Here is a 13648-nt window from a genome sequence, read left to right on the forward strand (position 1 = left end):
GGAATGAACATATAATGCGCTTCCAATACTCTAATATTCTCAACCTAATGGCCTGCCAGGCACTAAATCTCGCTTAACATGAATATGAAATTGAAAACATTATTCGCAGCGGCCTTCGCTGTTGTCGGCTTTTGCAGTACCGCCTCTGCGGTAACTTATCCTCTGCCAACCGACGGGAGTCGCCTGGTTGGTCAGAATCAGGTGATCACTATCCCTGAAGGTAACACTCAGCCGCTGGAGTATTTTGCTGCCGAGTACCAGATGGGTCTTTCCAACATGATGGAAGCGAACCCTGGTGTGGATACCTTCCTGCCGAAAGGCGGCACCGTACTGAACATTCCACAGCAGTTGATCCTGCCAGATACCGTGCATGAAGGTATCGTCATTAACAGCGCAGAGATGCGTTTGTACTACTATCCGAAAGGGACCAACACCGTTATCGTGTTGCCGATCGGGATTGGTCAGTTAGGTAAAGACACACCTATCAACTGGACCACCAAAGTAGAGCGTAAGAAAGCAGGCCCGACCTGGACACCGACCGCCAAAATGCACGCAGAGTACCGCGCAGCGGGCGAACCGCTTCCGGCAGTCGTTCCGGCTGGCCCGGATAACCCGATGGGGCTGTATGCACTGTACATCGGTCGCCTGTACGCTATCCACGGCACCAACGCTAACTTCGGTATCGGTCTGCGCGTAAGCCACGGCTGTGTGCGTCTGCGTAACGAAGACATTAAATTCCTGTTCGAGAAAGTGCCAGTCGGTACTCGCGTGCAGTTTATCGATGAGCCGGTAAAAGCGACTACCGAGCCAGACGGCAGCCGTTATATTGAAGTCCATAACCCGCTGTCTACCACCGAAGCCCAGTTTGAAGGTCAGGAAATTGTACCGATTACTCTGACGAAGAGCGTGCAGACAGTGACTGGTCAGCCAGACGTTGATCAGGTTGTTCTGGATGAAGCGATTAAAAATCGTTCCGGGATGCCGGTTCGCCTGAATTAATCGTTAAAACTTAAGCAAAAGGCGGAGTGATAATCCGCCTGAGGCTGCTAATGGCAATACATAATTGCCTGATGCGCTACGCTTATCAGGCCTACGCAGAACCTTCAATATATTGAATCCGCAAGTTTTTGTAGGCCGCATCCGGCATGAACAAAGCGCGTATTACCAACACTCAGAGGCGGACTAATAATCCGCCTTTTTAATTTGTCAGACCTTACCCCGCCGGGATCATAACCAACAAAACATATCCCACCAGCGCCGCCCACAACAGCATCGGTATTGAATAGAGATGGAAACGCCACCAGATACGGCGATCGTTCGCCATACGTAGCGCAATCAAATTTGCCAGCGATCCGGGTAATAAACCAAAGCCACCTACATTTACCGCCCATGCCAGTAGTAAAGACGGTGGCACATAATTGAGCAGCAAAATCGTGCCCGGCACGTTACTGATTACCTGCGATAAACCAATCGCCGTCAGCCATAATCCAGGTTCAGATAAATGACTCACGTTGCTCAACACGCCCTGTAATACCGGAAGTTGGGTCAGTAAATGGACGTCGATAAACATCGCCATAAACACCAGCAGCAGCGTCCAGTCCACGCTCAGCACCACGCGACGCGCCAGAAGCGCAAAGCCCGCCGCCACAATCACCAACCCCCACAGCTCTTGTTTCAACTCCAGCGCCATAAGGAAGACGATATACAGCCCCAGACAACTCCACACCAGCCGAGGCTTCCACTCCGGCATCTGCGAACCAGTATGGTATTGCAGCGCCTTTCCAGGGAAACAACACCAACACAGCAGCAGTAGTGTCAGCATCATCGCACCAGCCAGCGGGGCCATTTGGGCAATAAAACCGACAAACGAAAGATCAGAGCGTCCCCAGATTAGGATATTTTGCGGATTGCCAATCGGCGTCAGCAACGATCCGGCATTCACCGCCAACGCCTCGAAAATAATCAGCCGATTAACCGGGATCTCACACAGTCTTTTTAGCGTGATGGTCAGCGGAACCACAATAAACAGCGCGACGTCGTTGGTCAGAAACGTAGAAAGCAGCGCCGCTGCCAGCACCATAAACATCGCCAGTCGACGCTCAGTAGCAAAACGGCGCACCATTTTGCGCCCAAGCACATCAAAATAGCCGCTTAACTCGACGCCTTTGGTCAGCAGCATCAGGCCACTTAAGGTAATGATGGTGTGCCAGTCAATAGCGCCAGGCCAGGACTTAGGTGTGAAAGGAACGAAAAAACTTAATCCGATGCCAACAAGAATTAATAACTGAAAAAAGCGATCGCCTTGCAGCGAGCGTAAAAAAGGCAGGCTCATTTAGCACCGTGTTTCTGGGTAAACAAACGAAAGGCGTCCAGCGTCTCCTCACTGACATGGTGCTCCATGCCTTCCGCGTCGCGACGGGCGATTTCCGGGCTAACGCCCAACACCAACAAGAAATTTTCGACGACCTGATGACGCTCGCGACTTTCCTGCGCCAGCTTCTCTCCTTCTGCCGTTAAAAACACGCCACGCCAGGGGATCATTTCAATCAATCCCATTGTTGCCAGTCGCTTAAGCATTTTAGCCACCGTAGGTTGAGAGACTCCCAGACGGGCGGCCATATCAACCTGGCGCGCTTCTCCCACCTCCATCATCAGGTCAGAAATCAGCTCAACGTAATCGTCGATAAGTTCACGGCGATGTGCCTCTCTGACCTGGCGGAATCCTTCAACGTGCTCTTCCACGTTCACTAACTGCGTCACTTTTTTTGCTGTTGGCGTACCTGCGCGACGACTCATTGTGCTTCCTCATTATGGTGACACATACATAGCGTTCTCATTTCGTGCGCACATTGTAAACCAGAGTTGCGAAGGTACAAAAAATTAACGTTTTAGCAATAGCTATATAATATAGCCTGTGCTATATCTGTATGTAATGCAATCATCCCTCATGGAACGACGGGATTAGCAAGTCAGGAGGTCTTATGAATGAGTTCAAGAGGTGTATGCGCGTGTTTAGTCACTCTCCCTTTAAAGTACGCTTAATGCTGCTCTCGATGTTGTGCGATATGGTCAACAACAAACCGCAGCAAGATAAACCTTCCGATAAATAGCGGCGTCGCGGTACGCCGCTTTACTCCTGCTTTATTGCAGGCATAGATTGTTCTGGATTGCCCCCCCACTTTTTATCGGATTTGCTATTCTCTTCGCAAAAGATTTGTTCCTCAGTAGTTGACCTGAACGGCAGCTCGCTCTATCTTCTTGCAGCCCTGCGTATATTGCGGCTCGCAGATGCGGACCCTTCCCCCTCTTCACGCACTCTTGCAGGTATTGACCCTTGACGCCAGGGTAAGCACATGGCGTTTGTTACGATAGTGGCATATGAACTTAACCCTTAAAGAATCGCTTGTTTCCCGTAGCCGGGTTTTTAGCCCGTGGACTGCGTTCTACTTTTTACAGTCGCTATTGATTAACCTTGGTTTAGGTTATCCCTTTAGTTTTCTCTATACCGCCGCTTTTACTGCCATTTTGCTTTTGTTATGGCGGATGTTGCCGCGCGTGCAAAAAACCTTAATAGGCGTCTGTTCGCTGGTGGCGGCCTGTTATTTCCCTTTTGCTCAGGCGTATGGTGCGCCTAACTTCAATACATTGCTGGCGCTGCATTCCACCAATATGGAAGAGTCGACCGAAATTCTTACGATCTTCCCGTGGTATAGCTATCTGGTCGGCTTATTTATTTTTGCGCTCGGCGTGATTGCGATCAGGCGGAAAAAAGAGAATGAAAAAGCACGCTGGAATAAATTCGACAGCCTGTGTCTGGTATTCAGTGTGGCGACATTTTTTGTCGCTCCGGTTCAAAATCTCGCCTGGGGCGGCGTATTTAAACTTAAAGACACCGGTTATCCGGTATTTCGTTTTGCCAGGGATGTCATCGTCAACAATAACGAGGTGATTGAAGAGCAGGAACGGATGGCGAAACTTTCCGGGATGAAAGATACCTGGACAGTCACCGCAGTTAAACCCAAATATCACACTTATGTGGTGGTCATTGGCGAAAGCGCACGCCGCGATGCCCTCGGTGCCTTTGGCGGTCACTGGAACAATACCCCGTTTACCAGCAGCGTTAACGGCCTGATTTTTTCTGATTATATTGCTGCCAGTGGCTCCACGCAGAAATCTCTCGGATTAACGCTTAACCGCGTAGTCGATGGCAAGCCACAGTTTCAGGATAACTTTGTGACCCTGGCCAACCGAGCAGGATTCCAGACCTGGTGGTTTTCTAATCAGGGGCAAATAGGCGAATACGATACAGCTATCGCCAGCATCGCTAAACGTGCAGATGAAGTGCAATTCCTGAAAAACGGTAATTTTGAAGCAGATAAGAACGCTAAAGACGAAGAACTACTGACAATGACCGCTCAGGTATTGGCGGAAGAACACTCGCAGCCGCAACTGATTGTTTTGCATCTGATGGGCTCACATCCTCAGGCCTGTGACCGGACACAAGGCAAATACGAAACCTTTGTACAATCGAAAGAAACATCGTGCTATCTCTACACCATGACGCAAACTGACGATTTACTGCGCAAACTGTACGACCAGTTACGCAACAGCGGCAGCAGTTTCTCCATGGTTTATTTTTCAGACCACGGTTTAGCCTTTAAAGAACGCGGAAAAGAAGTTCAATACCTGGCCCACGATGATAAATATCAGCAGAATTTCCAGGTGCCTTTTATGGTCATTTCCAGCGACGATAAAGCGCATCGGGTGATTAAAGCCCGCCGTTCAGCCAATGATTTCTTAGGTTTTTTCTCACAGTGGACGGGAATTAAAGCGCAGGAAATCAACATCAACTACCCGTTTATTTCCGAGAAGAAAGCCGGGCCAATCTACATCACCAACTTCCAGTTACAGAAGGTGGACTACAACCATCTCGGAACCGATATTTTCGCCCCGAAATCCTAAGATAAAAAAATCCGCCCCGAGGGGCGGATTTTTTATATCACCGAAGTGATTAGAAGCGGTAACCAACACCGGCGATCCAGGTGCCTACGTCAACGCTACGAATACGGCTCTGCTCGTAAGAGAAGTCCAGAGCAACGTTTTCGATCGGGTTGAACTGCAGACCTGCGCCGTAGGAGAAACCGTAGTCGCTGGTGTCGTGTTTATAGGTCGGGTAGTTGGTGTCCTGGAATTTACCGTAGCCCACACCTACAACACCGTAGATGCTCGCCCAGTCGTTGATGCGGTATGCCGGACCAGCAGTGATGCCGTAGTACTGGGTTTTGTTGTAATCGCCTGCACTGTTAGTACGACTTTTTTCAGTGTAAGTGAAAGAACCGATCACACCCAGCGGGCTGTTGTCTTCTTCATAGCGGTATTTCAGGTTGAAACCGCCCATTTTGTTCATTTTGCCCTGAGCGTCGCTCTGAGCGTAACCGCCAGTTACGGTAGAAGTAGCAGCTACGGAAGTACCTGCGGTGAAAGCCAGAACTGCGGCCAGTGCTGAAAGACATGCAATTTTTTTCATAACCACCTCAAATGTGATTCAAATAAGTCCTAAGCTTTAAATATATCAAAAATTAATGGGAAACTCTTCGCGATTTGTGATGTCTAACGGGCCATTTCATGTAACAGAACGTTTCCACATGCCGCTATCCATCTAAATTTACATCATTTTTTCAGTAAACTGCGTAAGTATTACGCATATTTTCACTGTCGTTCATCCAGATTATTCCTAATCACCAAGCTGATGAATCAATCAATCCTGGCGCATTTTAGTCAAAACGGGGAAAAATTTTTCAACAAATGCTCAACCAGTTTTAGTTATATCCAGTACACTCCTCGCTTTACCTGACTATACAAATTTATGGGGGAACGGATGCCAGGGACATTACGTAAAATGCCGGTCTGGTTACCGATATTATTATTGCTCGTTGCCATGGCGTCTATTCAGGGCGGGGCCTCATTAGCAAAGTCGCTTTTTCCACTGGTCGGCGCGCCGGGCGTGACTGCACTGCGCCTGGCGCTGGGAACACTGATTCTTATCGCATTCTTTAAACCGTGGCGACTGCGGTTTGCCAAGGAACAGCGCTTGCCGCTGTTGTTTTACGGCATCTCACTGGGTGGAATGAACTATCTTTTTTATCTTGCTATTCAGACCGTACCACTTGGGATTGCGGTGGCGCTGGAGTTCACCGGACCACTGGCAGTGGCGCTGTTCTCTTCACGCCGCCCCGTAGACTTTGTTTGGGTTGTGCTGGTGGTACTCGGCCTGTGGTTCCTGCTACCGCTGGGGCAGGATGTTTCGCATGTCGACCTAACCGGCTGTGCGCTGGCGCTCGGTGCCGGTGCTTGTTGGGCTATCTACATATTAAGTGGGCAACGCGCCGGTGCGGAACACGGCCCGGCGACGGTGGCAATCGGTTCGCTGATTGCGGCGCTTATTTTCGTGCCGATTGGCGCATTCCAGGCCGGAGAGGCGCTCTGGCACTGGTCGGTTGTTCCATTGGGTCTGGCTGTCGCTATCCTCTCTACCGCTCTGCCCTATTCGCTTGAGATGATTGCCCTCACCCGTCTGCCGACCCGGACATTTGGTACGCTAATGAGTATGGAACCTGCACTGGCTGCCGTTTCCGGAATGATTTTCCTCGGTGAGACATTGGCGCCAATACAACTGCTGGCCCTCGGCGCGATTATTGCCGCCTCAATGGGCTCAACGCTGACAGCGCGCAAAGAGACTAAAATTAAAGAATTAGATATTAATTAAAGCTAGCTTTCTGCATGGTTATGCATAACCATGCAGAATATTACACGACTCTTCATCCCTGCCCTTTTTATATATCTTGTTATCCTAAAACCTATTCTCTCTGAATAGCTCGCGTAAAAAAGAAAATAAGAATCGCCTCCAGCAATATACATAACTATGTGAATTTATATGGTTTTTATTTTTCACGCTTGTTACCGCTATTAGTGTGATAGGAACAGCCAGAATAGCGGAACACCAGGGTGGTGCTATACTTAGTCTCGTTAATTACTGGGACACAACATCAAGAGGATATGAAATTATGAGTACCGCTAAATTAGTTAAAGCAAAAGCGACAAATCTGCTTTATACCCGCAACGATGTCTCTGACAGCGAGAAGAAAGCGACAGTTGAGTTGCTGAATCGCCAGGTTATCCAGTTTATTGATCTCTCTTTGATTACCAAACAAGCGCACTGGAACATGCGCGGCGCTAACTTCATTGCCGTACATGAGATGCTGGATGGTTTCCGTACCGCACTGACCGATCACCTGGATACTATGGCAGAGCGCGCGGTGCAGCTAGGCGGCGTTGCCCTTGGTACCACTCAAGTTATTAACAGCAAAACCCCGCTGAAAAGCTACCCGCTGGACATCCACAGCGTTCAGGATCACCTGAAAGAGCTGGCTGACCGTTACGCGATTGTTGCCAACGACGTGCGCAAAGCGATTGGCGAAGCGAAAGATGACGACACCGCAGATATCCTGACCGCCGCTTCCCGCGACCTGGATAAATTCTTGTGGTTTATCGAATCTAATATCGAATAAATCCATCGCAGATGGTGCAAAACTTAAGTAAGCGATAAAGGCGGCTTCCTGACAGGAGGCCGTTTTGCATTGCTGCCCGCCTCTACGCACTTTTTTAGTGCAACTCATCGTCTTTCCCGCCTGTCAAAGTAAAACATTTGTATCAACAACATCACACAATCGTTACATAAAGATTGTTTTTTCATCAGAATTTACGCTAAATAACCTATGTGTTGGTGCACTATTTTTGCGCACCACTTTGGCGCCCCAATATGGTGCAGACCGGAGATGTTGCCCCATAAATTGTGCAACCCGTTTTAACTGCGCCTATAAAAATCAAAGAGTTGTAAAACTGGCACGATTTTTTCATATACGTAAATGTCACGCAGGGGATCGTCCCGTGGATAGAAAAAAGGAAATGCTATGAAGTCTGTATTAAAAGTTTCACTGGCTGCACTGACCCTGGCTTTTGCGGTTTCTTCTCATGCCGCGGATAAAAAACTGGTTGTGGCGACGGATACCGCCTTCGTTCCGTTTGAATTTAAACAGGGCGACAAATACGTTGGTTTTGATGTGGATCTGTGGGCTGCTATCGCCAAAGAACTGAAGCTGGATTACGAACTGAAACCAATGGATTTCAGCGGCATCATCCCAGCACTGCAAACCAAAAACATCGATCTGGCGCTGGCGGGCATTACCATTACCGACGAGCGTAAAAAAGCGATCGATTTCTCTGACGGCTACTACAAAAGCGGCCTGTTAGTGATGGTGAAAGCCAACAATAACGATGTGAAAAGCGTGAAAGATCTCGACGGTAAAGTGGTTGCTGTGAAAAGCGGCACCGGCTCCGTTGATTACGCAAAAGCGAACATCAAAACCAAAGATCTGCGTCAGTTCCCGAACATCGATAACGCCTATATGGAACTGGGTACCAACCGCGCAGACGCCGTCCTGCACGACACACCAAACATTCTGTACTTCATCAAAACCGCCGGGAACGGTCAGTTCAAAGCGGTAGGTGACTCTCTGGAAGCACAGCAATACGGTATTGCGTTCCCGAAAGGTAGCGACGAGCTGCGTGACAAAATCAACGGCGCGTTGAAAACCCTGCGCGAGAACGGCACATACAACGAAATCTACAAAAAATGGTTCGGTACTGAACCGAAATAATGATTGCCTTGAATTTATGGCCCGGTGGCCTTTTGCATACCGGGCCAGCGTTTCTCCCCGCCAACCTTCTGGCTCGGGTATTTACACCACGGTAACAGGAACAACATATGCAGTTTGACTGGAGTGCCATCTGGCCTGCCATTCCGCTTCTGATTGAAGGCGCCAAAATGACCCTGTGGATTTCGGTCCTCGGTCTGGCTGGCGGCCTGGTTATCGGACTGGCGGCAGGTTTTGCACGCACCTTCGGTGGTTGGATAGCCAACCACGTCGCGCTGGTCTTTATTGAAGTGATCCGCGGCACACCTATCGTCGTCCAGGTGATGTTTATCTACTTCGCCCTGCCGATGGCGTTTAACGACTTACGCATCGACCCGTTTACTGCGGCGGTGGTCACCATCATGATCAACTCCGGCGCGTACATTGCGGAAATCACGCGTGGTGCGGTGCTGTCAATCCACAAAGGTTTTCGTGAAGCAGGACTGGCGCTCGGCCTTTCACGTTGGGAAACCATTCGCTACGTCATTTTACCGCTGGCACTGCGCCGTATGCTGCCGCCGCTGGGTAACCAGTGGATCATCAGCATTAAAGATACCTCGCTGTTTATTGTTATCGGCGTGGCGGAACTGACCCGTCAGGGGCAAGAAATTATTGCCGGTAACTTCCGCGCCCTTGAGATCTGGAGCGCCGTGGCGGTGTTCTATCTGATTATTACCCTGGTGCTGAGCTTTATTCTGCGTCGTCTGGAAAGAAGGATGAAAATCCTGTGATTGAATTTAAAAACGTCTCCAAGCACTTTGGCCCAACCCAAGTGCTGCACAATATCGATTTGAATATTGCCCAGGGCGAAGTCGTGGTGATTATCGGGCCGTCCGGTTCCGGTAAATCGACCCTGCTGCGCTGCATCAACAAACTGGAAGAAATCACCTCCGGCGATCTGATTGTCGATGGTCTGAAGGTTAACGATCCGAAAGTTGACGAGCGCCTGATTCGCCAGGAAGCGGGTATGGTGTTCCAGCAGTTTTACCTTTTCCCGCATCTGACGGCGCTGGAAAACGTCATGTTTGGCCCGCTACGCGTGCGTGGCGCGAACAAAGAAGAGGCGGAAAAACTGGCACGTGAACTGCTGGCGAAAGTCGGTCTGGCGGAACGCGCCCATCACTACCCTTCCGAACTTTCTGGTGGTCAGCAGCAGCGTGTAGCGATTGCCCGCGCGCTGGCGGTGAAACCGAAAATGATGCTGTTTGATGAACCGACTTCCGCTCTTGACCCGGAATTGCGCCATGAAGTGCTGAAGGTTATGCAGGATCTGGCTGAAGAAGGCATGACGATGGTGATCGTGACCCACGAAATCGGTTTTGCCGAGAAAGTAGCTTCGCGCCTGATCTTTATCGACAAAGGCCGGATTGCGGAAGATGGCGATCCGCAGGTGTTGATCAAAAATCCGCCGAGCCAGCGCTTGCAGGAATTTTTACAGCACGTCTCTTAATAAGACACATTGCCTGATGCGCTACGCTTATCAGGCCTACAGGATATATGGCAACTTATTAAAATTGCATGAACTTGTAGGACGGATAAGGCGTTCACGCCGCATCCGGCAAAAAAGCCCGCACGTTGTCAGCAACCTGCTTAATATCCCTTCCTCCCTTTCACCCGAAAGGGAGGCACACCAGATTCCTCTCATTTAAAATCGCCCCTCCCCCAGCATCTATACTTATCTTTTTGCTCTGTTTTCTCACTGGAGGAGTCATGCGGTGGATCCTGTTCATCCTCTTCTGCCTACTGGGCGCACCTGCCCACGCGGTATCCATACCCGGCGTTACAACCACAACGACAACGGACTCAACGACTGAATCGGCCCCGGAACCGGATATCGAACAAAAAAAAGCGGCCTATGGCGCACTGGCGGATGTGCTGGATAATGACACCTCGCGTAAAGAGTTGATCGACCAGTTGCGCACCGTCGCCGCGACGCCCCCTGCGGAACCGGTCCCGAAGATCGTGCCGCCAACGCTGGTTGAAGAGCAAACCGTGCTGCAAAAGGTCACCGAAGTCAGCCGCCATTATGGTGAAGCCCTTTCCGCCCGCTTCGGGCAACTTTATCGCAATATCACCGGCTCCCCACATAAGCCGTTTAATCCACAAACCTTCAGCAATGCGCTGACCCATTTTTCAATGTTAGCGGTTTTAGTGTTTGGTTTTTACTGGCTGATTCGCCTGTGCGCACTGCCGCTGTATCGCAAAATGGGCCAGTGGGCGCGGCAAAAAAATCGTGAGCGCAGTAACTGGTTGCAGCTTCCGGCGATGATTATCGGGGCGTTTATTATCGACCTGCTGTTACTGGCTCTGACATTATTTGTCGGTCAGGTTTTAAGCGACAACCTGAATGCGGGCAGTCGCACCATCGCTTTCCAACAAAGTTTGTTTCTCAACGCCTTTGCCCTGATTGAATTTTTCAAAGCCGTACTACGCCTGATTTTTTGCCCAAACGTGGCGGAGCTGCGCCCGTTCACGATTCAGGACGAGAGCGCCCGTTACTGGAGTCGCCGCCTTAGCTGGTTAAGCAGTTTGATAGGCTATGGCCTGATTGTGGCAGTGCCGATTATCTCTAATCAGGTGAATGTACAAATTGGCGCACTGGCAAACGTGGCAATCATGCTGTGCATGACCATCTGGGCGCTGTACCTGATCTTTCGTAATAAAAAAGAGATTACCCAGCATTTGCTCAACTTTGCGGAGCATTCGCTGGCCTTTTTCAGCCTGTTTATCCGCGCCTTTGCGCTGGTCTGGCACTGGCTGGCAAGCGCCTATTTTATCGTGCTGTTTTTCTTTTCGTTGTTCGATCCGGGCAATAGCCTGAAATTTATGATGGGCGCGACGGTGCGCAGCCTGGCGATTATTGGTATCGCAGCGTTTGTTTCCGGTATGTTTTCCCGCTGGCTGGCGAAAACCATCACCCTCTCGCCACATACTCAGCGTAACTATCCGGAGCTGCAAAAACGGCTGAATGGCTGGCTTTCGGCGGCACTGAAAACGGCGCGTATTCTGACAGTCTGCGTGGCGGTAATGTTGCTGTTGAGCGCATGGGGATTGTTCGATTTCTGGAACTGGCTGCAAAACGGTGCGGGGCAAAAAACGGTAGATATCCTGATCCGTATCGCGCTCATTCTTTTCTTCTCAGCGGTTGGCTGGACGGTGCTCGCCAGTTTGATCGAAAACCGACTGGCCTCGGATATCCATGGTCGCCCGCTGCCCAGCGCCCGCACACGTACCCTGCTGACGCTGTTTCGTAACGCGCTGGCAGTGATCATCAGTACCATCACCATCATGATTGTGTTGTCGGAAATCGGCGTCAACATTGCGCCGCTGCTGGCAGGTGCAGGGGCGTTGGGGCTGGCTATCTCTTTCGGTTCACAAACGCTGGTGAAAGATATTATCACCGGGGTATTTATTCAGTTTGAAAACGGTATGAACACCGGAGATTTAGTGACCATCGGGCCGTTGACGGGTACGGTGGAACGAATGTCGATTCGATCCGTTGGCGTGCGCCAGGATACCGGGGCGTATCACATCATTCCGTGGTCTTCGATTACCACCTTTGCCAACTTTGTCCGTGGCATTGGTTCAGTGGTGGCAAATTACGATGTTGATCGCCATGAAAATACTGATAAAGCCAATCAGGCGCTGAAAGATGCGGTAACGGAACTGATGGAAAACGAAGAAATTCGCGGGCTGGTTATTGGTGAACCGAACTTTGCCGGGATTGTCGGCTTAAGCAATACCGCGTTTACACTGCGTGTGTCGTTCACCACGCTGCCACTCAAACAGTGGACGGTACGCTTTGCCCTCGACAGCCAGGTGAAAAAGCATTTCGACCTGGCGGGTGTTCGCGCGCCAGTGCAGACTTATCAGGTGCTGCCGGCTCCGGGCGCGGCCCCGGCAGAACCGCTGCCACCGGGGGAGCCAACGCTTTAACGCTGGCGATTGACAAAACGGCGACGCTGCTCGTCGTTCATAAAGGTCCAGGCAATAAAGCGACTCTGCTTTTGCCCCTGGGCCATCTCTTTTTTTACCACCTTCACCGCGCCCACGTCCGTCAGTGCACGATACAACGGCGGTAAGTTTTCACCACGAGATACCAGCGAGGTAAACCACATCACTTGCTTCGCGAAGCCTTTGCTCTCTTCAATCATCTTTTTGATAAAGGCGACTTCACCGCCTTCACACCACAACTCCTGTTGCTGACCACCAAAGTTCAGTGCATCGTCTTTGTTCAGCCCAAGGTTACGGCGTTTACGCTCACTACCTGCCCGTGCCGCAGCGGCGGAATCGTGGAATGGCGGGTTACACAAGGTCGCGTCGTATTGCTCGTTTTTGTGGATGATACCGTTAAAAATCGCCCCGCTCTCTTTCTGCCGACGCAGACGAATGGCGCGGTTAAGCCCCGGATTAGCACTGATGATCGCCTGCGCACTGCTTAACGCCTGGCTGCTGGTTTCGCTGCCGGTAAAACGCCAGCCATATTCATGTACGCCAATCAGCGGGTAAATACAGTTCGCACCAACGCCGATATCCAGAATGCTGGCATTAGATGGAATTGTTCCGCTTGCTTCTGCCAGTAAATCGGCAAGGTGATGAATATAATCCGCCCGGCCCGGTACTGGCGGGCAGAGAAAACCGTCCGGAATGTCCCAGTTCGCTACGGCGTAAAAATGGGCCAGCAACGCCTTATTGAGCGCCTTCACCGCCAGCGGATTGGCAAAGTCTACGCTTTGCTCCCCGGCGGGTGTAAGCGTGAGGAATTGCTTGAGTTCAGGATTGACCTGACAAAGCGTGGCGAGATCGTAGCGGCTGTGATGACGGTTGCGCGGATGCAACCCCGGTTTCTGGGCGGACATAGCATTCTCCTTTAAGCAGCGGCGTAAGATACCCGC

The 13648-nt window shown here is 50.7% G+C and carries 14 protein-coding genes; 9 read left to right on the forward strand and 5 right to left on the reverse strand.

What is annotated here, in order from left to right; translation table 11 throughout:
- The first annotated feature begins 78 nt into the window (after positions 1–78).
- The gene (gene ldtB, locus FEK43_RS08060) at positions 79–999 is read left to right on the forward strand and encodes a L,D-transpeptidase (RefSeq protein ID WP_001056384.1); all 921 of its coding nucleotides are present in this window, start codon (positions 79–81) and stop codon (positions 997–999) included.
- 214 nt (positions 1000–1213) lie between these two features.
- On the opposite strand, the gene FEK43_RS08065 is transcribed toward ldtB, so the two are convergent.
- Both FEK43_RS08065 and mntR read right to left on the reverse strand, forming a co-directional pair.
- Complete coding sequence (locus FEK43_RS08065; protein ID WP_130205147.1) at positions 1214–2332, reverse strand: anion transporter; 1119 nt, start codon at positions 2330–2332, stop codon at positions 1214–1216.
- Positions 2329–2796, reverse strand: a complete 468-nt coding sequence (gene mntR, locus FEK43_RS08070; protein ID WP_130259766.1) for a manganese-binding transcriptional regulator MntR — start codon at positions 2794–2796, stop codon at positions 2329–2331. Before mntR ends, FEK43_RS08065 begins: the two co-directional genes overlap by 4 nt.
- 185 nt (positions 2797–2981) lie before the next feature.
- Between mntR and mntS the strand changes: the two genes are divergently transcribed.
- Both mntS and opgE read left to right on the forward strand, forming a co-directional pair.
- Positions 2982–3110, forward strand: coding sequence for a manganase accumulation protein MntS (gene mntS / locus FEK43_RS08075; protein ID WP_001001761.1), 129 nt, complete (start codon positions 2982–2984; stop codon positions 3108–3110).
- A 268-nt stretch (positions 3111–3378) separates the two neighbouring features.
- On the forward strand, positions 3379–4962 hold the full coding sequence (gene opgE / locus FEK43_RS08080) for a phosphoethanolamine transferase (RefSeq protein WP_135406248.1): 1584 nt from the start codon (positions 3379–3381) through the stop codon (positions 4960–4962).
- 49 nt (positions 4963–5011) lie between these two features.
- Here the strand turns inward: opgE and ompX are convergent, their stop codons facing one another.
- Both ompX and FEK43_RS08090 read right to left on the reverse strand, forming a co-directional pair.
- Entirely contained in the window at positions 5012–5527 is a 516-nt protein-coding gene (gene ompX, locus FEK43_RS08085; RefSeq protein ID WP_105289445.1) for an outer membrane protein OmpX, read from the reverse strand.
- 52 nt (positions 5528–5579) lie between these two features.
- Positions 5580–5645 (reverse strand): protein YliM, encoded by a 66-nt coding sequence (locus FEK43_RS08090; RefSeq protein ID WP_120795379.1) that lies wholly within the window; start codon positions 5643–5645, stop codon positions 5580–5582.
- A gap of 233 nt (positions 5646–5878) precedes the next feature.
- Here FEK43_RS08090 and rhtA point away from each other — a divergent pair, with 233 nt between their 5' ends.
- From rhtA to ybiO, 6 genes are all read left to right on the forward strand, one after another.
- Complete coding sequence (gene rhtA / locus FEK43_RS08095; protein WP_130205141.1) at positions 5879–6766, forward strand: threonine/homoserine exporter RhtA; 888 nt, start codon at positions 5879–5881, stop codon at positions 6764–6766.
- A gap of 298 nt (positions 6767–7064) precedes the next feature.
- Positions 7065–7568: a DNA starvation/stationary phase protection protein Dps gene (gene dps, locus FEK43_RS08100; RefSeq protein WP_064530112.1), complete on the forward strand. Its 504-nt coding sequence runs from the start codon at positions 7065–7067 to the stop codon at positions 7566–7568.
- A 402-nt stretch (positions 7569–7970) separates the two neighbouring features.
- Positions 7971–8717 (forward strand): glutamine ABC transporter substrate-binding protein GlnH, encoded by a 747-nt coding sequence (glnH, locus tag FEK43_RS08110; protein ID WP_130205139.1) that lies wholly within the window; start codon positions 7971–7973, stop codon positions 8715–8717.
- Positions 8718–8824: 107 nt separating this feature from the next.
- Positions 8825–9484, forward strand: a complete 660-nt coding sequence (glnP, locus tag FEK43_RS08115; protein ID WP_061090926.1) for a glutamine ABC transporter permease GlnP — start codon at positions 8825–8827, stop codon at positions 9482–9484.
- Positions 9481–10203 (forward strand): glutamine ABC transporter ATP-binding protein GlnQ, encoded by a 723-nt coding sequence (glnQ, locus tag FEK43_RS08120; RefSeq protein WP_000569080.1) that lies wholly within the window; start codon positions 9481–9483, stop codon positions 10201–10203. Before glnP ends, glnQ begins: the two co-directional genes overlap by 4 nt.
- A 260-nt stretch (positions 10204–10463) precedes the next feature.
- Positions 10464–12689: a mechanosensitive channel protein gene (gene ybiO, locus FEK43_RS08125; protein WP_135406247.1), complete on the forward strand. Its 2226-nt coding sequence runs from the start codon at positions 10464–10466 to the stop codon at positions 12687–12689.
- On the opposite strand, the gene rlmF is transcribed toward ybiO, so the two are convergent.
- Positions 12686–13612, reverse strand: a complete 927-nt coding sequence (gene rlmF, locus FEK43_RS08130; RefSeq protein ID WP_167850462.1) for a 23S rRNA (adenine(1618)-N(6))-methyltransferase RlmF — start codon at positions 13610–13612, stop codon at positions 12686–12688. The genes ybiO and rlmF overlap by 4 nt on opposite strands.
- Positions 13613–13648: the final 36 nt, after the last annotated feature.

This window comes from Escherichia sp. E2562 (assembly GCF_005781075.1).
Classification (GTDB): domain Bacteria; phylum Pseudomonadota; class Gammaproteobacteria; order Enterobacterales; family Enterobacteriaceae; genus Escherichia.